Below are 20,897 nucleotides of genomic sequence, written 5' to 3'. Positions count from 1 at the left end.
TAACCAAACATATTTACCCATAAAGCATAAATTAGTTGATTGTTTTTGTTAGAGAATAATATTGTTATGACTCAAATCGATTTAATCTAATAATCCTGGTGCTTCCGCGCGCGCTAAACACCAAGTTTGCACATAAATAAATTGTTGGCTAAATAACCTCGCAATTTCATCGACTGTGGTACCCGTTGTAACCACATCATCGATTAAGGCGACTCGTTGATACGACACATTGTCGCTCAGTTTAAATGCATGATGGCAGTTTTCACGGCGCTGCTTACCCGACAAATCGGCTTGAGGTACAGTATCAACCACTCTGGTTAAACTGGTGTCATCTAATGGGATATTGAGTATCTTGCTTAGGCGCGCCGCAATCAACCAAGCTTGATTAAAACCACGCTGACGTAAGCGATTGGGATGTAAAGGTACCGGGATTAATACTTGCGGCGCACGAATAAGTTTATGCGCAATTAATTGCTTAACACGGATCGCAAGCTGCTGGGCAATAGCGTTAATGGGTGCACATTGTTGTTGGTATTTTATTGCCGCAATCAACGGCCCTAACCCTTGATGATAACTGCACGGCGCAATAACCAACATAGGAGTATGCTTTAAGCATTTGCCACAATAAGCTTGTAACAGTGGTATTTCACGCCCGCAGCCTAAACACACTTCATGCTGGTATAAACTTGCGGCTAAACACACCTGGCAAATGCCTGTCAACACCTGGTTAGGAAATAACTGTTGATAATCGAGCTGTTCAATTCGGTGCTGGCACAGCTGGCAACGGTTGGGTAAACTGCCAAGCAATGCCACATTAACGTGTTGATAGAACGATTTACTGTGTTTTAGTAAATCCGTTATGTTTCGTTTAAAAACAGTCACAGACATAGGCTATTCATTCCATTAAATAATCAAATAAGAGGGATTAACGTGAGCTTTCCTGCACTGCATATCGATACTGTTGGCACCCATGGGCCAGATTTAATCCTACTGCATGGTTGGGGGGTCAATAACGCCGTATTCAGTCCACTAAAAAACGCATTACACCAGTATAGAGTGCATTATGTTGATTTGCCGGGATTCGGGTTAAGCCCCAATATTGATGGTGATATTAATCAATGGGCACAAGCACTGGCGCAGCAACTGCCTAAGCACGCTATTTGGATTGGCTGGTCTTTAGGAGGGCTGGTCGCTAGCAAAGTCGCAATTGATTTCCCAGATTCGGTCGCGGCATTGGTGACTATTGCATCATCGCCGTGCTTCATGGCCAGAGACGAATTGCCTAGCACACCTGCGTGGCCAGGGATTTCACCTGAGGTATTAGCGCAATTTTCAACACAACTGAATCGTGATTTACCGCGCACCGTTGAACGTTTTTTAGCGATTCAAGCCATGGGAAGCGATAATGCTAAAGCCGACATACACCAAATAAAACAATTGGTACTAAGTAAACCGTTACCCAGTCGTCAGGCTCTTTCACAGGGGTTAACTATGTTGGAGGGCGTGGATATACGAAAGCAGCTTAGCCAGATACAACAGCCCTGGTTGCGGATGTGGGGTAAACTCGATGGCTTAGTGCCTCGGCGGGTTATTCAGCAAATGCCACAAGCAGAAAACATCAGCGACATACTGCTAAACAAGGCCTCGCATGCACCATTTATTTCACATCAAGACGATTTTTTGCACAACTTATTGCCTTGGATCATAAAATATCAGCAATAGCACTTTAGCAACGTTCATTTTTTGGCTATAATTTAGCCACGGTTTAATCGCGTAGCGACCTGTAATGATTATTAACACTCATTATCCGCAAGTCCCGCTAGCAACATCGAATGTTGCGACGGACCTTGCACGAGTGGACAATCAACAAAAACCGCCGATTATTCCACCGCAAGAACCCAGTAAAGGCCATGAAGAACGTGCATTTAATTCACAAAATGAACGTGCACCAACATACGTTGTGGCAGAGAAAAAACAACAGCAAGACCAATCACAACGTCAACAACAAAGCTTAACGCAACAATCTGTCGACCCTAAAGCGTTGCTGCAACAACCCACACGCCAACAGGCACAACAAAAGCAAACGTTACGCGTGATTGCGAGCAACACACCTGCGCTGCAACGCAAAGACATTCAAGTAAAATCGCAGTCGACACCCGTAAAAACTCAAGTCGAACCTAAGCCGCGCCAAACTGACAACATGACCAGCGCCAGCGCTCAGCAATTTGGTATGCGGATTGGCCAATTTTATCAGCAACAATCCGCGCCCAATCTCGAATCGCAATTACAAATATTAGCGTGACACTTTCTTGATATTTTTGCCTGTTTCAGCAGTGCTTCTTTCTGGTTTAAATAGCATTTTGTTGTACGCCAAACTCCCCCACAACGCCCAACCCAATGCGGTTTCAGCTTGTTTGCTATCGAGTTCTTTAGGGATTAAATGTTCACTGGCAAAGTCATACGTAAAGCTTTCTGCCGGTAATTCCGGCTGTAAAATAGTGACCTCATTACCTTCTAATAAACCAAAGTTTTTGTCATATTGCATCATCGCACGGCCCTTCCAATCGCTCGGAACCTGAGTTAAATCTCGGCCTAACATTGGGTAGCTATCTGACACGCCCATCAGTGATAACAAGGTTGGCGCCATATCGATTTGGCTTGTTACCCGAGAGTCACGTTTTGGGTCAATACCTTCGCCTAAAATCAGCCCAGGGATCCTAAAGCGAGACACAGGCACCAAATCTGAACCGCTAACACGGCTGTCATGATCTGCCACAACTAAAAATACCGTATCTTTCCAATATTCAGACTGTTTCGCTTTTTTGAAAAACTCGCCGACTGCATAATCGGCATACTTTACTGCGTTATGCATGGTGTATTGTGGTTGCTCATAAAGCTCAATCCGATTGTCTGGGAACTCAAATGGATCATGATTACTTGAGCTAAACACTAAACTAAAGAAAGGTTTACCTTGTTTATGCATTCGAGTGAACTCTTCATCAGCTCGAAACAATAAGTCCTCGTCTGACACTCCCCAAGACGCAATAAATGCAGGGTTTTTATAATCACCCTGGTCAACAATATTGGTAAAACCGTTGCCTAAAAAGAAACTGCGCATATTATCAAAATGACTTTCACCGCCATAAATAAATTGAGTTTCATAACCATGCTGCTTTAATAAATCGGCAATGGTAAAAAAGCCTGTTTGACTCTTACCTAGCTTAACAACTGCACGTGCAGGTGTTGGCGTAAAACCGGTGGTAATCGCTTCAATGCCTCGCACAGAGCGCGTACCTGTGGCGTAAAGGTTTTCAAAAAACCAGCCTTCCTGCGACAACTCATCGATATTTGGCGTTAACGGCAAACCACCTAAACTGCCCACAAAACGCGCCCCTAAGCTCTCTTGTAAAATAATCACTAAGTTTTTAGGTTTGCCACTATAACTGGCTTGATTAAACGATAACGACGGAATGTCTGTTGAGGTAAATGCACTCATTGGCCGGCCACTTTCTCGGCGCACAATATCAATCACTTTATCGGCAGATAACTTGCCGTACACTTTTGAAGCATCTTCTTCGTTGTTCATTTGCGAAATCGCAAACATTAATGAAAACGATGAATTAAGCACTAATGAATTGACTAACGGGTCATTGGAAAACGCCACTAACGAAGGGTTTAACGGGCGATGCCCTAAAGATGAACGCGCGCCTAATAAAGTCACAACTATGACTAAAATGGTTAATACGGGGCGCCAATACCATTTTGGGTATTTAATTTGTTGCGTTAAACGGCCACTTAACCACCAACCGCCAGATAACGTACCGATTGTGATAAGTGAAGACAAAATAAGCTCGGCTTTACGCCCAGCCCATAACATCGACAAGACTTCTTTTGGATAGATGAGGTATTCAACATATAAACGGTTTGGCCTAAAACCATATTCGGCAATAAAAGACGGCGTAGACACTTCTAAAAATACCAGTATCCATAAACCTAACGTAAGCCACACACGTAAAATGACTAACCAGGCGCGGCCAACAATGTGCTCACCAGAAAACACCACGGTACCAAGTGCTGCAATGCCAAAAACCCAACAGATCGAAGCAATATCAACCCGTAAACCCTGGCTTAAAATATAGCCCCATCCTTGCGCATCAGTGACACGTTCAGCTTGCCATATCGACAACCCTATACGGCTTAAGCTCATTACGATAAGCGAAATCATGCTAAAAGCAAAAATGGCTTTAAATAAACTGGGTGAAAAGTATTGTTTCTGTGGATGATTGTTATCAGCCATATCAGAGAAGCTAGTCGTCATTTAGACTCCATTGTTATTATTTTTTATGCTCATAGCCAAATTTTGCGCGCAAAACTTAACTCTAAATAACAACGGTTATTTAGATAATCTCATCAGCGGCGATTAAAAAGGCTTAGGCGTTAACAGTACCAACAACTTATTTTTTAACGTGAAAACGATTTCATTTTTATCGTTAAAAAGTCTATTGGATAAATTTCAATATTTTTATGTGTTTCAAATTATAAAAAGCATGTAGACCTTTATTTACAATGAATACGCATTAAAAATTGGTACCAAAAGTAGCTAACCTTAAGACCTGTGTTTAGGTAATAAGTTCACTCTAAAGGCAGTCATATTAACATTTTTATTACAATTAGGTTGGGTCCTATTTTATGTTGAATGCCATGGTTTGCGTCTCGTGATTGCTTAATCAACATTAGGAATGTGGACAGTAAACTTAATCCGGTCTTCCTCCATCAATCCAAAGCTAAATATAAAGCCATTAACCTTGGCGATATTTTCCACAATTGCCAAGCCTAGCCCATGGCGATCGGTATTACTGCGCGACTGTTCAGCCTGGAATAGCGGTTGAGTTAGACGCTCTAAATCATCGGCTTTTAAACTGGTCAGTAGTTGATTTTCCACACTCAGAGTCATGCCGTTATCGTCAGTCGATAACCTTACTGTTACTCTAGACTTTGGTGGACTGTAATACAGCGCGTTATCAAATAAATTAGTGAGAATAAGATGTAATGAAAACTCATCGACCAAAATACTGCTATTACGCAGATAATTTTCCACCTGCATACGCTCAGTTATGCTGCTGTACTTAAACGCTAAGGCTTCAATAACCCGATCCACTAAATCGGTAACATCAAGCTGCTGTCGATGTAGGTGCATATTTTCAGACGAGGCTTGCTGCAACAGTAATAAGTTACTCACAATAGTCTTCATCCGCAGACTAATATTGAGCACATCTTGTTTGTATGTGGCACCAATACGCTGATCATCTGGGTAGCGAATATAGATCTCACTTAAACTAATAAGTTCACTAATGGGTGTTTTCAGCTCATGGGCAATATCGGCAGTGATCCGCTTTTCAGTTTGCAAATATTGCTGGCTAATTTTAACGAACTTATTCAATTCATTACGTATCGGTTCAATCTCAAGATAACGTTCAGACTCGGTTGATAACGGAATATATTTTTGGGTGACATCAACCGTTTTTAACGCGTTATTCAGTTCATTTAACGGCACTAAACCCCGAGAAATGACTTTCACTACAGCCCAGCGGATCAACACAATCACTAACAACAAACCAATGGCTAAACTGGAATCAATTATGACTAAAATTTGAGTTAAGTCTTCAGAGCTAATAGCCACGGTTAACCACATTGGCTCAACGGCATATCCTGCCTCATTGCGCATGGTGCTTGGCACTTGTGGCTCAAAGTATGACACCATTGCACGCCCTGAGCGCCCGTCGGGTAATTCTACATCAGCAAAAATAGCGCTATTGATTGGCATATCTTTTTTGAGTAAATCGCTACCTGAGAAATGACTCAATGACTCCGAACGTTCAAAGACAGCATCGCCTTGCCATAGCTGGAAAAAGCTGGCTTTAGTTGAGGTGCCAAACTCAGGCATAAATTCGCCCGAAAAATCAAACTCGGTGCCTTCAGGGGTTACTTTTACTAACGTTTTTAAATAATTAGATTTATCAGTCAGTGCATTATCAAACTCAACATCAACCCAATTGTCGATACTGATATCAATCGCCAAAAATACCATAATTAAAATTGCGGTCACCACGTAGGTCATGGTGTTCATTAGTTTAGTGGTTAATGACTTCATGCTTGCACATCCACAAAATACCCAAAACCACGCTTATTTTTAATCGGTAACATCGCCCCAACGGCTTTAGCTTTTTTACGTACTGACGATAAATGCGCTTCAATAGTATTTTTAGATAAGTGATTAAACGATCCCACCACCGCCTCGCTGATTTGTTCAGGATTTAACACTTGCTTAGGGTTATTAAATAAGTATTCCACTATCTTAAATTCGTTTTTAGTCAGGTCGATAAAATGACCATTGACCCGCAAAGACTTATTGCTTGTATCAAGGACAAAATCAGCAATATTAATTGTTTTTGCTTGTTGGTTTAATTCGCCACGGCGCCCCATGGTAATCAACCGCGCCTGGAGCTCATCAAACGAAAATGGTTTGGTTAAATAATCATCCGCGCCAGACAATAATCCGTTAACACGGTCTTCCGCCTGAGATTTTGCTGATAAAATAATGACCTTAGCTTGGTTACCTAGCTTACGGATACTTTTCAATAAGCTAATGCCATCGACATTGGGTAGCATTAAATCCAAAATAATAAAGTCATATTGATTAGTGAGCGCCATGCTCAAGCCTTCAGAACCGTCACCGGTTTCATCAACGGTATAGCCCAAATGGTCTAACCCAACTCGAATACCACGGCGAAGTGCTTCAGAGTCTTCAATTAACAACACTTTCATTGAGCATCCTTTATCATTTTTATGTTTTATCCATGAAACTAACCACTATTTTTGACACGCCTGTAAGCAACCGTTACTCATGTTTTATGGCCATAAAACCGCCCACCAAACAATCGCGGCCATTAACATACTCACAAACACAAACGCCGATGAGATGTCCTTGGCCAAACCTGATAACGTATGAAACTCAAGGCCAATACGATCGACAACAACCTCAATAGCAGTGTTAACCAGTTCGGCAAACAATACAAACAGTAACGCTAAAACCAACATCGCAGTTTGCACCACGGTGATATTTGCCACACATGCAAACACAGTCAATGGCACAAACAACATCAACTCCTGTTGAAATGCCGCCTCGTTACGACACATCCACTTTAAGCCGTTAAAGGTATGTTTACAGGTATATAATAAGCGCATTAGCCCTTGACGTTTAACCACTATTTTAGGCGATTCTGTAGTTTGAGCTTTATTTGCCGAGCTTGATGATGTCATGGAGCCTTCCTAATTCAATTCACAGTTGCTGGTGATATCTAATTTAGCATCACGCACCGAGGTATTTACGCCGTAAAGGCCTAATAAGCTGTGGAACAAGTTGTCGTGTGAGTAGCTTGCTGTTTGAGCATGTTCAGCAATACATTCACGGTCGACACCTTTTGCTTGGGTGTAATCTTGCGGCAACCACATAAACCAAGGCACATGTGTTTGCTGGCTAGGCGCAATACTGTAAGGCGTGCCGTGTAAGTACATGCCACTTTCACCTAATGATTCACCATGATCAGACAGGTAAACCAATGCCACGTTATATTTATCTTGATATTGCTCGAGTACCTTAATGGTTTGAGCCAACACAAAATCGGTATAGGCAATGGTATTGTCGTATACGTTGATGATCTCTTGGTCACTGCAATTTTCAATATTGCTGCGGCTACATGCTGGTGTAAATGATGCTTTATCCGCTGGGTAACGTTGCCAGTAAGTTGGCCCATGGCTACCAATAGTATGTAACGCAATAAATTGGTTCGCTAACCCTTTACCCGACGCGGCACTCGCTTGTGTATCTTGTTGTAGTTTTTGGCTGAGCTTTTCAACTAAAATTTCATCGTAACAACTTAAACCATCACACAATGGGTTGTTTTCGCTAGGTGAAATATCGATTTTATTAATCCGTGCGCCAACCGCTTTATCGCCACCATCATTGTCAAACCAGGTCACTTCAACGCCTGCCGCCTTAATGACATCAAGCACATTATTTTGTGCATCAGCGGATTCACGGTTGTAAGTGTCGCGAGTTAAATTTGAGAACATACAAGGTAGTGAGTGCGCCGTAGCGGTGCCACACGACGACACATTTTGCAGCGCAATAATGCCTAGGTTTTCAGTGTATGGGTTGGTATTACGCTGATAACCGTTATAAGCCATATTTTCGGCTCGTGCAGTTTCGCCGACCACTAACACCATTAAGGTTGGTTTGTTATTTGCCGTTGGCACCAATTGCGCATCTTCACCGATAGGATTAAAGGTCAGTTTTTCAGTGAAATAGCGTTGCTTTACAAACTTAGCGGTATTGTAGATATGTGCCGGAATAATCATCTTGTTGAGGTACTTATTATTACGACCTACTGATGCATAATCCTTATAAAAAAACACAATCATTGAACCAATAACAGCCAAACCTAACACCACAAAACCAATACGATGAAATACCGTTTTAACCACCGAAGCGCGGTTGGTCACATTTGTGAGCAGCAACCAAATCGATGGCAGCACACCAAACACCAACACATAACCCACAGAGTGCGCATTAATATAAGAGTACGCTTCGCCCGAATTGGTCTCAAAAATGTTTTCAATCATGCTGTAATCAAACATCACGTTGTACTTGAGCATTGCGTACATCGCTGCCGATGAGGTCAGTAATAACACAACCATGACAGGTTTAAACACGAATCTAAAAGCAAATAAACTGAAGATAACCATAAAGCAGCCACTGAGCAAAATAGCTGGAGAGAGCGAAAATAGCACATGGCCCTCTGTCGATAATTGGTAAATTTTGCGAATAACAGGGAAGTTTAATACCAGGCCAAAATACACCGCAATAATGAGCGTCATCGCTTCATAACTGATGCTTTGGGGGGTAAGGCGTGAAAGTGTTTGGGTTAATAATTTCAAAATTGCCACTCGCGTTAAACTCGATTGGCGCCGATATTCAACCAAAACACTTAAGATCTACTGAATAAAAACTGAATTATTACTGACTGTAGAAATTCAGTTTTCTACAGCAACAAAAAAGCCCTTACATCGTAATATAAGGGCTTATTAATCAATACATTAAGTTAACTTAACTTTGCATGAGCAACAATGGATTATTTCTTCAGTTTGGCAAAGGCATCAGCAAAGGCATTGCCCATAGCGGCATTCTGAGTCGCTTTTGCTGGCGTATTTTGCTGCTTTTGCGGTGCGGCGGACTTAGGTTTACCACTATTAGGCTTGCCACTAAATGACGTCTTTTGTGAACCTGATTTTGCTTGGCCTATTTTGGCAGGCGCTGGCTTTTCATCCAGGCGCATACTTAAGGCAATGCGGCGGCGCTCAACATCCACTTCCATCACTTTTACTTTCACCACATCGCCGGCTTTCACTACGGTATGAGGGTCGCTCACAAACTTGTCGGTTAACGATGAAATATGCACTAAACCATCTTGATGCACACCCACATCGACAAAGGCACCAAAGTTAGTTACGTTCGTGACCACACCTTCTAAAATCATTTCAAGCTTAAGGTCTTTTAACTCCTCTACGCCGTCTTTAAAGTTAGCCGTTTTAAACTCACCACGAGGATCACGACCAGGCTTATCCAGCTCAGCCAAAATATCGTTAATGGTTGGCACACCAAAGCTTGCGGTGACAAAGTCAGCCGCGTTTATGTCGCGCAATAAATCGCTATTACCAATAAGCTGTGCCACAGGCTGTTGCTTAGCCGCAGCAATCGCTTCAACCAAGCTGTAAGCTTCAGGGTGAACCGATGAGGCATCAAGCGGATTGTCGCCATTGCGAATACGCAAGAAACCGGCGGCTTGCTCAAAGGCTTTTGGGCCAACGCGCGGCACACTCAATACCTGCTTACGATTAGTAAACTGGCCATTGGCATCGCGGTAATCAACAATATTTTTTGCGAGGGTTTTATTTAACCCGGCGACTTGAGTCAGTAATGGCGCAGACGCCATGTTTAAATCTACACCAACACCGTTTACACAATCTTCGACAACGGCTTCAAGTGACTGCGACAACATACTTTGGCTAACATCATGTTGATATTGGCCAACACCAATCGCTTTAGGCTCAATTTTAACGAGTTCGGCTAATGGGTCTTGTAAACGACGTGCAATCGATACCGCTCCGCGAATAGACACATCTAAATCCGGAAATTCATTAGCGGCAAATTCAGAAGCAGAATAGACCGATGCACCAGCTTCGCTCACAATAACTTTGGTTAAGTTAGGTTGTGACTCTTTTACTGCGGCAATGAGCTCACCGGTCAATTTATCGGTTTCACGCGAACCAGTACCATTACCAATCGCGATGATCTCGACCTTATGCATCGCCACTAAGTTACTTAAGGTTCGAATTGATTTGTCCCATAAGTTTTGCGGTGCATGAGGGAAAATAGTGGTGTGGGCCACCAGCTTGCCAGTGTTATCAACAATCGCCACTTTAACACCAGTGCGGATCCCTGGGTCAAGGCCCATGGTCGCTTTAGCACCCGCAGGAGCTGCCATTAATAAGTCGCCTAAATTGCGAGCAAACACTTTAATGGCTTCTTCTTCAGCACTTTCGCGCATCTTAGAAATAAACTCAGTTTCCATTTGCAAGGCGACTTTAATACGCCAAGTTGAAGTAACGACTGTTTTTAGCCAGGTATCAACGCTAGAGTCAGATAGCACTAACTTAAAATGATTGGCAATAATCACTTCACAATAGCTGCCTTGGTTTGCTTCTGTGTCGGGGTCGGCATTCATCGATAAGCTGAGCACACCTTCATTACGACCACGCAGCATAGCTAAAGCGCGGTGCGATGGGATTTTACTCATCAGCTCATTGTGTTCAAAATAGTCGCGGAACTTAGCGCCTTCTTTTTCTTTGCCTTTCACCATACGGCTCTCAAGCACAGCTTGCTGGCTTAAGTGTTGGCGAACTTTACGTAATAGCTCTGCATCTTCAGCAAAGCGTTCCATTAATATGTAACGTGCACCGTCTAATACCGCTTTAGCATCGGCAAAACCGGCTTCAGGATTTAAAAACGCTTCAGCTTTGCTGTCTATGTCCAATGTGCGGTCAGCTAATACGGCATCCACCAACGGTTCAATGCCCGCTTCGATAGCTATTTGCCCTTTAGTACGGCGCTTAGGTTTATAAGGCAGGTATAAATCTTCAAGACGGGTTTTACTATCGGCTTCATTAATCGCTTGCGACAATGCTGGGGTTAATTTGCCTTGCGCTTCAATGCTCGACAACACTACCTGACGGCGATCATGCAATTCACGCAGGTAACCAAGGCGAGAAAACAAATTACGCAACTGAGTGTCATCTAAGCCACCAGTGGCTTCTTTACGGTAACGGGCCACAAACGGTACTGTTGCACCATCATCTAAAAGCGCTATGGTCGCAGTGACCTGTTGCTCACGAACGTTAAGTTCTTGAGCGATAATCTGGGCAATATTATGCATAGTTGTTCGAATTCGGCATGGTTGAAAATGAAATTATGCTAAAGATACCATAATCTTTGATAGAGTTTTACGTAGATTGGAAAACATGCACCGTAACCGCGATTACGAGATCATCATTCGAGCCTTAACATACGCTTTAGGTGACAGCCCTGTGGTTCGGGTAAAAAAACGGCTGAATGTCGGCATATCCGTAAAACCACATTCATATGCGGTTAATTTAATGTTGCCTTTGTTAATGCCTAATCGGCTAATAATATAATTCACTTTTACATTATCAATAATATTTTGTGGCTTTGAATCTAATAACTTTAATTCTCGTTGTAAACTTCTTGGCGCAACATTCATTAATTGCGCTAAAGTAGAAAGCGATAACGAATGAGAAGGAATACTATTTGCAGCAGCACCCACTCTGTCTAATTCATTTATATTGGCTACAGCTAAACACTCGCCAGAATCTTTATCGCCTTCATCTTTATTTATGGTGACGCTAAAACAACCATGATTAAATTTAACCTGTTCAAATACATTAATATATTTACTATAAAAATCACGTCCATATGGAAGGCAAATTAACATATCATCGGGGTTATTTAATAGCGGTTTAAATATTTCGATCATGCAAAAATAGATAAACAAGTCATCGTACTTAGACGCTCTTTGCTCTGAGCCTCTTGCTGCGACTAGCGTCACGCTTGTGGCGGTAACAATACTTGACCAGGCAAGATCAGAAATGCTGCGATAATAATGAGTAAAATCTAATAGATTAAGTGCCGCAGACTTATTAAAATCCAATATCTTAATAGTAAAGGGAATTAACCTTTCCCTGAACACATGTTATAATTCAAAAAAGAAGTATGGATTATTATCTAACACTTCCATGTCATGTAAAATATTATTAACAGTATAATAATTAATCTTATCGTCATCTGCTAAAAAACGGATATGTTGATAATGGTCTGGCACAGAAATACCTTTGCTATCGCAATGCTCGATAACCATTTTAGTGTGCAGTGCAGGACGGCATTTAAATTTTATCACAGGGTGAACTTTACCTCGTTAATTTACTCTAATTTACATTTTATCTTTTTTGTTATATTGAGCATTGATCTTAGTCACAGTTGTCGTTTTATGCCAATTTCTACGCATGGTTAACCTCCGAATAGACCTCTAAACTACCTATTACGATATACATCATTTACGTAATTAAGGTAGGAACTCCTATGAACGCATACAAGCAATTGCTCTTTGCGCTTTCACTGGTCATTTATGGGTGTGCATTTAATGCCGCATCTTCACCCTGGGAACAGCTCGATGCTGACCAACTTGAATCAGCACTCACTCAAAAATTCGCTGACGGTAACTACTCACCCAAAGGTGCTGACAGCTGCTTAATGTGTCATAAGAAAAGTGCCAAAGTGATGGACATTTTTAATGGCGTTCATGGCAATTTAAACAATTCAAAATCACCGATGGCCGGCCTACAATGCGAAGCCTGTCATGGACCGCTCGGTAACCATAACCGCGGTGGTAAAGAACCGATGATCCAGTTTGGCCAAAACAGCAAACTGTCTACTCAAACTCAAAATACGGTCTGCCAGGGTTGCCATAACGATGCCAAGCAAATGGCGTGGCATAACAGCACTCATAATCTTGAAGATGTGGCTTGTGCCGACTGCCATGTTGTTCACGCCGCGACCGACCCAGTATTAGAAAAACTCACCGTCAATGATACCTGCACCAATTGTCATACGCGTGAAAAAGCCGACATGAACAAACGCTCGAGTCACCCAATGAAATGGGACCAAATGACCTGTATCGATTGTCACTCTCCACACGGTTCAATGACCGAAAGCGCGTTAAACAAACCTTCTATTAATGACACATGTTACAGCTGCCATGCTGAAAAACGTGGCCCTGTATTGTGGGAACATGCGCCAGTGACCGAAAACTGCATCACGTGTCATAACCCACACGGTAGCGTTAACGAAAGCATGCTAACGCATCGCGCCCCACAGTTATGTCAGCAATGTCATGCCGATGATGGCCACGCCAGTCGAGTGGTGCAACAAGCAGGTAACGATGCCTTTGGTGGCGGTAAAAGTTGTTTAAATTGCCATAGCCAAATTCACGGTTCAAACCACCCTGCTGGCAGCACATTGCAACGTTAATGAGGAGTCACACAATGAATTTTAAACTCAATATTATTACCGCCTCATTATTGCTCGCTTCTGCGCCAGTACTGTCAGCTAACTTTGCGGTTAGCCAGGCGAATACCACTAAGGTTGAGCAGCAAAACTATCAATGCCAACGCTGTGAGGTTAACTCAGGCTATCGCGGTAACGTGAGTGTGGCAGCAGGCTACATTAGCCGTGATGATGTCCATGCGGCGAATGCCTTGGGTACCGACCAGGATGGCTTTGTTGCGACGCCTAATGCTGACGTGAAATATCAAAATAATGACGGCTACCAGGCTCACCTTCAAACCCATCAATTAGGTTATGAAAACAGCTTTGCTGAAATGAGTGCTGGCAAAGCCGGTTTGTTTAATCTCGATGCCGGTTATCAGTTAATCACCACGTACCAATCGGGTGATGCTCAAAGCAATCTTTACTATGACCAGGGCACGCTTGTTAACAGCGCCCAGCCCTACGGTTTTGAGTTGTCACAGCAACGTGAAAAGTTCGATATCGAAGCCGACGTTAAACAAGATAATTATCAAGGTTATGTGCAATTTGAAACCGAAGATAAATCTGGCTACACCAGTAGCAGTATTATCACACCGAGTCCGGTGAATATCGGCCTAGTGGTTGACTCAACAACAGACTCATTTACCGCAGGCGCGATATTAAATGGTGCTAACTGGATTACCGAACTCAGCTACTTTGGCAGCCAATATCAAAACAATGCTCAAGATTTGAGCCTCACTTATTTAGACGATGTCTATGCTGCTGCGCCAGACAATGAAGCACACCAAATCGCATTATCTGGTCAATATCAATTAGACAGCACCGTCATGTCAGGGCGCTTTATTGTGGGCCGGATGATTCAAGATGACGATTTAATCTCAATGAACGGTAACCCAATCCAAAATTGGGACGGCGAAATTGAAACCACTGATGCCACCTTAAAAGTGTCATCAATGCTAAGCAGTCGTTTACGTGTTGGTGGTAGCTACGACTACAGCAACCGCGAAAACAACAGCTCTGTATTTGAATTTCTGCAATATACCTTTAATGATTTAAACGACACATTCAAAGAAAACATCGCCACCGATATTGAACGCGCTACTTATAAGCTCAACGCAAAATATCGCATTAGTCAGGATTACCGCCTACAAGCAGGTTACGACCGCGAAGAAATAGACAGAAGCTACAGTGCCCGTGAAGAAACCCACGACGACACGTTATGGAGCAAGCTGTCTATTCGTGCTGTCGATAACGTTATTATTGATATTAAAGCAGAACACAGCAACCGTGATGGCTCTGAATACCAAACAGATGAATTAACCTCATCAGAAGAAAACGCCTTAATGCGTAAGTATTACCTGGCCAACAGAACCCGCAATAATGTCGAGTTGTCGGTAAACCATACGCCACTCAACTGGCTAAGTGTGGATATCAGCGCTCACTATGCCAAAGATGATTATGACGACACCCTCATCGGCTTAACCGAGTCAGAAGATTACGGCGTAAACCTCAATCTTAATCTCAATATTTCTAAGCATGTAAACCTGTATGGCTTTGCCAGCCAGCAATGGATTAATTCAGCCCAGGCCAGCAGCCAAAGCTATAACACCGCAGACTGGTATACCGACATTGAAGATGAATTTATCAATATCGGCACCGGTATTAGCTACGGCGGCTTAATGCAAGACAAGCTGACACTCGGCGCAGACTACCTATTCAGTAACTCAAACAGCGACACCTATATCACCAGTACTGGCACCTCGCCATACGGTGACTATTACTCGTACAACCACAGCACCAGCTTATACGCAAACTACAGCCTGAGTAACGAAATGGCACTAAAGCTCACCTATCGCTATGAGCGCTATTACGACACCGATGACGCGCAAATGTCGCTTGATGAACCGGCCAGCGTTATCACTTTAGGTGAGTTAAATCATAACTATAACGCCCATCAGGTCATGCTGAACTTCAGCTACTTGTTGTAATCGTTACCAATAACTCAATTTATATATTGCAAGAGGACATCACAATGGAACGCAGAAGTTTCTTAAAAATGAGTGCTGCAATGGGTTGTGCAGCAACCGTCGCGGGCTGTAACTCAAGCTCAAAAGATGCAGTAAAAGTACCAGTGAGCACACCAGTTTCAGAAGAAACCGTTACATGGTCATCATGTTTGGTTAACTGTGGCTCTAACTGCCCGATTAAAGTGTTTAGCCGCGATGGCATGATCACCCGCGTTGAAACCGACCATGAGGTCGAAGACATCTACGGCTTACACCAGGTACGCGCTTGTGCTCGTGGCCGCTCACTACGTCAAAGAACCTACGCATTTGACCGCTTAAAAACCCCAATGAAACGTGTTGGTAAAAGAGGTGAAGGTAAGTTTGTCCCTATCACATGGGAAGAAGCCACCACTACCGTCGCTAACAAATTAACCTCAGTGATTGCCGAGCACGGTAACAAAGCTATTTTCAGAAGCTACGGCTCTGGTGCTTATTACGGCTTTGCCTCTAACAGCTGCTTTAACCGCTTATTCAATTTAGTGGGTGGCTTTTTAGATAAATTTGGTAACTACTCTTGGGCACAACAAACTGAAGCAGCCAAACATACCTTTGGTTCTGGCAGTACTTCAGGCTCTGCCACAATCACACTGGAAAGCAGCGATTTTTTACTCGGTTTTGCCTATAACCCAAGCGAAATTAGACAGTCTGGTTCAGGCGAAGGTTACGACTACCTTGAAGCGCTACAACGCAATAATGGTCTAAAAGTCACCATGATTGACCCGCGTTACACAGACTCGATGATCGGTAAAGAAAGCACCTGGTTACCGATTAGACCTGGTACAGATGCCGCATTAGCTGAAGCCATGGCCTACTTAATGATCAGCTCTGGCTGGGTTGATGCCAACTCAATTAACTTCATTAATCAATATGCAGTCGGTTATGACGCAGCGTCAATTACCGCTCAAAAAGAAATTTTTGAAGCCAGCGGTGATGCCACAAAAATTGAATATGCCGCAGCAATGAACCCAAGCGAAAACTACTACGACTATATTATGGGTTTGGGTATTTACAGTGACAGAGGTCCACGCACACCAGCATGGGCTGAGAAAATCACTGGCATTAGCGAAGCAAAAATTAACACCCTAGCCGACGACTTAATGGCCTCTAGCAGACCGTATATTATTGCGGGCGCAGGCGTTAACCGCCATGCAAACGGCGAGCAAAACGTCCGTGCTATTTACATGTTAGGTGTATTAGCCGGTAAATTAGGTCAAGTAGGTGCATCAAATGGTGAGCTGCCAAATATGAGCAGTATGTTCCGTGGTGGTATTCCTACGGGCACTAACCCAGTTAAAGAAAGAATCTCTTTCTTCTCATGGAGTGAAGCGATTCACCATGGCGAAACCATGACAGCGAGAACCCACGGTATTACCGGTACTGAAACGTTAGATACGCCATTAGGCACCAATATCAAAGTGATTTTCTCAGCGTCTGATAGCACCCTGTTAAATCAGCATTCTGATATTAATAAAACCGCTGAAATCTACAGTGATGAAAACGGCGTAGAGTTAATCGTCTCTTGCGATTGCTGGATGACACCGGGCAGTAAATTTGCCGATATTATTCTACCTGACACCTCATGGCTAGAATCAAACGACCTTGTTAATGACTCTTATGCTTCTGGTGCATTAGGTTACATCACCGCCATGAAAGCGGCTGGCGAACCTATTTGGGACTGCAAGTCTATGTATCAAATTGCTGCATTAATCGCAGAGAAAATGGGCGTAGGTAATGAATTTACCGAAGGCAAAACTGAAGACCAATGGCTTGAAGAGCTTTATCAGCAAACTAAAGCGTCTAGCACTAACGCCGGTGTCACCCCAGCATTCCCAGACACTTACAAAGAAGCACAAGAAATCGGCTTCTTCCGTAAAAATATGGAAAATCGCAACGTTGCACTTGAGTCATACGTTAACGGTAGTAAGCCATTACCAACACCCTCTGGCAAAATTGAAATTTACTCAGCAGAGCTAGCGTGGCGCGCTGCTAACTGGGAACAAAACAAAGTCAGAGGCGACACCATCACGGCCATCCCACAATACACAGTCACCTGGGACGGCTATGAAGATGAAGACACTAAAACAGATTATCCATTACAACTTTCTGGATACCACACCAAAGGCCGGACTCACTCAAGCTATCACAACGTGGCATGGTTACGTGAAGCCGTAGAAGACGCAGTATGGATGAACGCCATCGACGCACAAAACTATGGCGTGTCGTCTGGTGATACGGTTGAAATATATAACGAACGCGGCTCAATTGAAGTCACAGTAAGAGTGACACCACGAGTCATTCCTGGCGTTATCATGCTAGGACAAGGCGCTTGGTTCAAGCCAGACCCAAATAGTAGAACCGGCTCATCAGGTAAAGTTGTGGATATTGGTGGGGCGATTAACTCCCTAACCCGATACATGCCAAGCCCAGTAGCAAAAGGCAATCCACAGCACACTAACCGCGTTCAAATTCGTAAAGTTATTTAAGGGGCACAACCATGAGCGACTCAACCCAATATTGTTTCTATGTCGACACCACTAAATGCACAGGCTGCAAAACGTGTCACATTGCTTGTAAAGACAGACAAGGCGATATCATTCGCAGCTCAACTAAACCTGTAGAAGATGGTGTGCCTACCCTAAATGGCGTTAACTGGCGCCGCGTGTATGAGTACGGTGGCGGTTCATGGAATGTGGACCCTAACACTGGCGCTTACGAGCAAGAAGTCTTTGCTTACTACATGTCACTTGGCTGTAACCATTGTTCAGAGCCAGTCTGTGTTAAAGCTTGCCCAACTGGTGCAATGCATAAACGCAAAGAAGACGGTTTAGTGCACATTGAAGAAAGCTTATGTATCGCTTGCGAAAGCTGCTCACGCGCTTGTCCATATGATGCGCCACAGCTTGACCAAGAAAGAAAAGTCATGACCAAGTGTGATGGTTGTTATGAACGCCTAGCAGTAGGCCGTAAGCCAGCCTGTGTAGAATCATGTCCAATGCGCGCATTAGACTTTGATACCGTCGAAAATATCGTGGCTAAATACGGTACCGGCGACTCGCACATAGCACCGCTACCTAATCAATCACTAACATCACCTAACTTGATTATTAAAGCCAATCGTCATGGCCAATCAACAACAGGTGGCACAGGTCAAATTCTGAATCCATCAGAAGTGTAATAATCAAGGCAGTGATAAATCATTATCACTGCCTTCTTTTAAGGACTTAATAATGACTGAAAACAACGTTGCATCAATCGGCGTCGATAAGTTAGAAGAATATCAATCGATTGCACGCATCCTGCATAATGTTTTTTGCTTTTATCCCAACGAAGCACTCATCGACAGTTTTATCGAAAACGACGTTGCCCAAACCTGGCCTGTGTTCGCAGAGTCAGCACCAGAGCAGCCAGGACAGTTTTATCTACAACGATACCTGCAGCAATGGCAAGCCAATCAACTTACCGAGCTACAACTCGATTATGGCAACCTGTACTTTGGCCCTGGCGAACCTAAAGCCATACCACAAGGTTCGGCCTATTTAGGCGAAGAGCAAGTGCATTTTGATGTATCAACCTTAGCGCTGGTCGACTTTTATAAACAACATAAAGTTGAATTCAAGCTAGATATGCCGCAGCCTGTTGACCATATGGGGCTATTTTTTAGTGTGTTAGATTCAAGCTTTCAGCGTTTAATTGGAGCAGACTCGCACACTAACAAAGACGAACTGATGCAATTTATCTACACTTTATTGCAAAAGCACTTCACTCCTTGGGCAAGCCGTTGTTTAGCGCTCAGCGAACAACACGCAAACACTGATTTTTACCTTGGTATCGCCAAAATGACCCAAGCCTTTATCAACGAACTGACCAGCACCTTTAACGTACTGCCAATGCCAAGAAAACTGCATCGATAGGTTATTTGGGCTAGCTCACTGGAGGCGACTACATGTCTTTTATTCGCGCTATTTCATCGCAATGGAACAAAGCTGAATGGTCACATCAGCTGGTGCTTTTTTGGCAACAAGACGCGTATGTAAGGAGCCTATTTGCGGGAGCGACAACCATGATCACTGTCGCTAACGTGGTTGCCGCCATGAAGCCAACGCCCGAGCGAAAATCAGCTCAAGCAAAACCACCAGAAAATAATCCACTGCAAGTCGCCTCATCAGACTCAAATCAGTCACAGCAAGGGTTAACCCATATCGATGCTGCTAACGCTTTATTTGACTGTTTCTTATTGTTATTTGTAAAAGAACTGCAATATCAACAGCTCTCACAAGCAGAAGCCATCATTGTGCAGTTGGCTGAGCACTACGCGATTAACTGTCAAAAAACGCCGATTGAAGACATTAAGCTAATGAACCAAAGTGTCCAGATCATCAACGCCATGGCGCAATTAAAACAACGAAGACATGTCCAAAGAAAAGCACAACGCAACATGGGCGCGCATTAACGCCTAACTGACCGTAAATACAAATCGACAAATGCCAATAATTTAGTTAGTTTCTGCTTTAAGCCAAAACACATAGAGAAACGCGTGAAAACCAAGCTAATTACCCTCGAAGGTTACAACAAGCTCAGACTTGAGCACGATTACTTGTGGAAAGAACAACGTCCAGAAGTGACTAAAATCGTAACCTGGGCTGCCAGTCTTGGAGATCGCTCAGAAAACGCTGACTAATTATTAGTTACCCAAAATTCATACTAATTACGTTTAGCCTATGAATTTATTCAATAAAAAAATAGTAGCGTACTTTATGATATATACTATTTAATAATAGTTTTGTTAATTATTCTTATTTTTTACTTCTATACAGCTAATTTTCCATTTTTATCCCTCCTTGGATTTAGGTCTAGTAATTATCATTTCCACCATAAATTAATATCGAATTGCTCTAAAGCTATATTCGACTAGAATCAATATTTTAACTTTTTTATTGATAGACAAGAGATTAGACTCTTATTGCTCGTAAGCGTCCGGGCAAGTACGTCTTCAACTGCGCTCATCGAGCCTTTATCTTAACGACTGATAATGACATCAGGAGTTAACATGGCTACACGTTCACATCAAGATTGGGCTGCTTTGATACAACAGC

The 20,897-nt window shown here is 43.0% G+C and carries 17 protein-coding genes and 1 pseudogene; 9 read left to right on the top strand and 9 right to left on the bottom strand.

The features are described 5' to 3' along the window. Nucleotides 1-81: 81 nt before the first annotated feature. The gene (locus AC19MX_RS11155; RefSeq protein ID WP_498298080.1) at nt 82-888 is read right to left on the bottom strand and encodes a ComF family protein; all 807 of its coding nucleotides are present in this window, start codon (nt 886-888) and stop codon (nt 82-84) included. 42 nt (nt 889-930) lie between these two features. Between AC19MX_RS11155 and bioH the strand changes: the two genes are divergently transcribed. Next, on the top strand, nt 931-1,722 hold the full coding sequence (gene bioH, locus AC19MX_RS11150) for a pimeloyl-ACP methyl ester esterase BioH (RefSeq protein WP_498298078.1): 792 nt from the start codon (nt 931-933) through the stop codon (nt 1,720-1,722). Between the two features lie 64 nt (nt 1,723-1,786). Further along, nucleotides 1,787-2,302 (top strand): hypothetical protein, encoded by a 516-nt coding sequence (locus AC19MX_RS11145; RefSeq protein WP_498298076.1) that lies wholly within the window; start codon nt 1,787-1,789, stop codon nt 2,300-2,302. Here AC19MX_RS11145 and AC19MX_RS11140 read toward each other — a convergent pair. The 8 genes from AC19MX_RS11140 to AC19MX_RS11105 all read right to left on the bottom strand — a co-directional run bounded on the left by AC19MX_RS11140 (nt 2,294) and on the right by AC19MX_RS11105 (nt 12,590). Further along, nucleotides 2,294-4,297 (bottom strand): LTA synthase family protein, encoded by a 2,004-nt coding sequence (locus AC19MX_RS11140; RefSeq protein WP_498298317.1) that lies wholly within the window; start codon nt 4,295-4,297, stop codon nt 2,294-2,296. The two genes, AC19MX_RS11145 and AC19MX_RS11140, sit on opposite strands and share 9 nt — an antisense overlap. 426 nt (nt 4,298-4,723) lie before the next feature. Continuing rightward, nucleotides 4,724-6,151, bottom strand: coding sequence for a sensor histidine kinase (locus tag AC19MX_RS11135; RefSeq protein ID WP_498298074.1), 1,428 nt, complete (start codon nt 6,149-6,151; stop codon nt 4,724-4,726). After that, entirely contained in the window at nt 6,148-6,825 is a 678-nt protein-coding gene (locus AC19MX_RS11130) for a response regulator transcription factor (RefSeq protein ID WP_432400664.1), read from the bottom strand. The genes AC19MX_RS11135 and AC19MX_RS11130 overlap by 4 nt, the downstream gene beginning before the upstream one ends. Before the next feature lie 84 nt (nt 6,826-6,909). Then, entirely contained in the window at nt 6,910-7,320 is a 411-nt protein-coding gene (locus AC19MX_RS11125; RefSeq protein WP_498298072.1) for a diacylglycerol kinase, read from the bottom strand. Nucleotides 7,321-7,329: 9 nt separating this feature from the next. Beyond that, nucleotides 7,330-9,006, bottom strand: coding sequence for a phosphoethanolamine transferase (locus tag AC19MX_RS11120; RefSeq protein WP_498298070.1), 1,677 nt, complete (start codon nt 9,004-9,006; stop codon nt 7,330-7,332). A gap of 185 nt (nt 9,007-9,191) precedes the next feature. Beyond that, nucleotides 9,192-11,552: a Tex family protein gene (locus AC19MX_RS11115; RefSeq protein WP_498298069.1), complete on the bottom strand. Its 2,361-nt coding sequence runs from the start codon at nt 11,550-11,552 to the stop codon at nt 9,192-9,194. A gap of 102 nt (nt 11,553-11,654) precedes the next feature. Continuing rightward, nucleotides 11,655-12,344 carry a helix-turn-helix domain-containing protein gene (locus AC19MX_RS11110; protein ID WP_498298067.1) on the bottom strand — a complete coding sequence of 230 codons (690 nt, stop codon included), beginning with the start codon at nt 12,342-12,344 and terminating at the stop codon, nt 11,655-11,657. 42 nt (nt 12,345-12,386) lie between these two features. Next, nucleotides 12,387-12,590: a hypothetical protein gene (locus AC19MX_RS11105; protein WP_498298065.1), complete on the bottom strand. Its 204-nt coding sequence runs from the start codon at nt 12,588-12,590 to the stop codon at nt 12,387-12,389. Between the two features lie 182 nt (nt 12,591-12,772). On the opposite strand from AC19MX_RS11105, the gene AC19MX_RS11100 reads away from it, so the two are divergent. The 7 genes and pseudogenes from AC19MX_RS11100 to AC19MX_RS11070 form a co-directional block, all read left to right on the top strand. Beyond that, nucleotides 12,773-13,720, top strand: coding sequence for a DmsE family decaheme c-type cytochrome (locus AC19MX_RS11100; protein WP_498298063.1), 948 nt, complete (start codon nt 12,773-12,775; stop codon nt 13,718-13,720). 14 nt (nt 13,721-13,734) lie between these two features. Next, on the top strand, nt 13,735-15,726 hold the full coding sequence (locus tag AC19MX_RS11095; protein ID WP_498298061.1) for an MtrB/PioB family decaheme-associated outer membrane protein: 1,992 nt from the start codon (nt 13,735-13,737) through the stop codon (nt 15,724-15,726). A gap of 44 nt (nt 15,727-15,770) precedes the next feature. Next, nucleotides 15,771-18,287 carry a DMSO/selenate family reductase complex A subunit gene (locus AC19MX_RS11090; RefSeq protein WP_498298059.1) on the top strand — a complete coding sequence of 839 codons (2,517 nt, stop codon included), beginning with the start codon at nt 15,771-15,773 and terminating at the stop codon, nt 18,285-18,287. 11 nt (nt 18,288-18,298) lie between these two features. Next, the gene (locus AC19MX_RS11085) at nt 18,299-18,979 is read left to right on the top strand and encodes a 4Fe-4S dicluster domain-containing protein (RefSeq protein WP_059745892.1); all 681 of its coding nucleotides are present in this window, start codon (nt 18,299-18,301) and stop codon (nt 18,977-18,979) included. 52 nt (nt 18,980-19,031) lie between these two features. Further along, a complete protein-coding gene (locus AC19MX_RS11080; protein WP_432400680.1) occupies nt 19,032-19,715 on the top strand; it encodes a TorD/DmsD family molecular chaperone in 684 nt (227 codons plus the stop codon). A 32-nt stretch (nt 19,716-19,747) separates the two neighbouring features. Continuing rightward, complete coding sequence (locus AC19MX_RS11075) at nt 19,748-20,254, top strand: hypothetical protein (RefSeq protein ID WP_498298057.1); 507 nt, start codon at nt 19,748-19,750, stop codon at nt 20,252-20,254. Between the two features lie 84 nt (nt 20,255-20,338). Further along, nucleotides 20,339-20,479 (top strand): annotated as a pseudogene (locus tag AC19MX_RS11070) (transcription elongation factor GreB); the annotation flags it as partial. Nucleotides 20,480-20,897: the final 418 nt, after the last annotated feature.

Source organism: Shewanella sp. MF05956, from assembly GCF_059758055.1.
Note: the sequence above shows the minus strand (reverse complement) of the source record. Positions and strands in the feature narration are given on the sequence as shown.

Excerpts from the sequence above, each read along its gene's own strand:
- AC19MX_RS11155 (WP_498298080.1), bottom strand. The coding sequence starts at position 888 with ATGTCTGTGACTGTTTTTAAACGAAACATAACGGATTTACTAAAACAC.
- AC19MX_RS11145 (WP_498298076.1), top strand. The coding sequence starts at position 1,787 with ATGATTATTAACACTCATTATCCGCAAGTCCCGCTAGCAACATCGAAT.
- AC19MX_RS11140 (WP_498298317.1), bottom strand. The coding sequence starts at position 4,297 with ATGGCTGATAACAATCATCCACAGAAACAATACTTTTCACCCAGTTTA.
- AC19MX_RS11135 (WP_498298074.1), bottom strand. The coding sequence starts at position 6,151 with ATGAAGTCATTAACCACTAAACTAATGAACACCATGACCTACGTGGTG.
- AC19MX_RS11130 (WP_432400664.1), bottom strand. The coding sequence starts at position 6,825 with ATGAAAGTGTTGTTAATTGAAGACTCTGAAGCACTTCGCCGTGGTATT.
- AC19MX_RS11125 (WP_498298072.1), bottom strand. The coding sequence starts at position 7,320 with ATGACATCATCAAGCTCGGCAAATAAAGCTCAAACTACAGAATCGCCT.
- AC19MX_RS11115 (WP_498298069.1), bottom strand. The coding sequence starts at position 11,552 with ATGCATAATATTGCCCAGATTATCGCTCAAGAACTTAACGTTCGTGAG.
- AC19MX_RS11100 (WP_498298063.1), top strand. The coding sequence starts at position 12,773 with ATGAACGCATACAAGCAATTGCTCTTTGCGCTTTCACTGGTCATTTAT.
- AC19MX_RS11095 (WP_498298061.1), top strand. The coding sequence starts at position 13,735 with ATGAATTTTAAACTCAATATTATTACCGCCTCATTATTGCTCGCTTCT.
- AC19MX_RS11090 (WP_498298059.1), top strand. The coding sequence starts at position 15,771 with ATGGAACGCAGAAGTTTCTTAAAAATGAGTGCTGCAATGGGTTGTGCA.
- AC19MX_RS11085 (WP_059745892.1), top strand. The coding sequence starts at position 18,299 with ATGAGCGACTCAACCCAATATTGTTTCTATGTCGACACCACTAAATGC.
- AC19MX_RS11080 (WP_432400680.1), top strand. The coding sequence starts at position 19,032 with ATGACTGAAAACAACGTTGCATCAATCGGCGTCGATAAGTTAGAAGAA.
- AC19MX_RS11075 (WP_498298057.1), top strand. The coding sequence starts at position 19,748 with ATGTCTTTTATTCGCGCTATTTCATCGCAATGGAACAAAGCTGAATGG.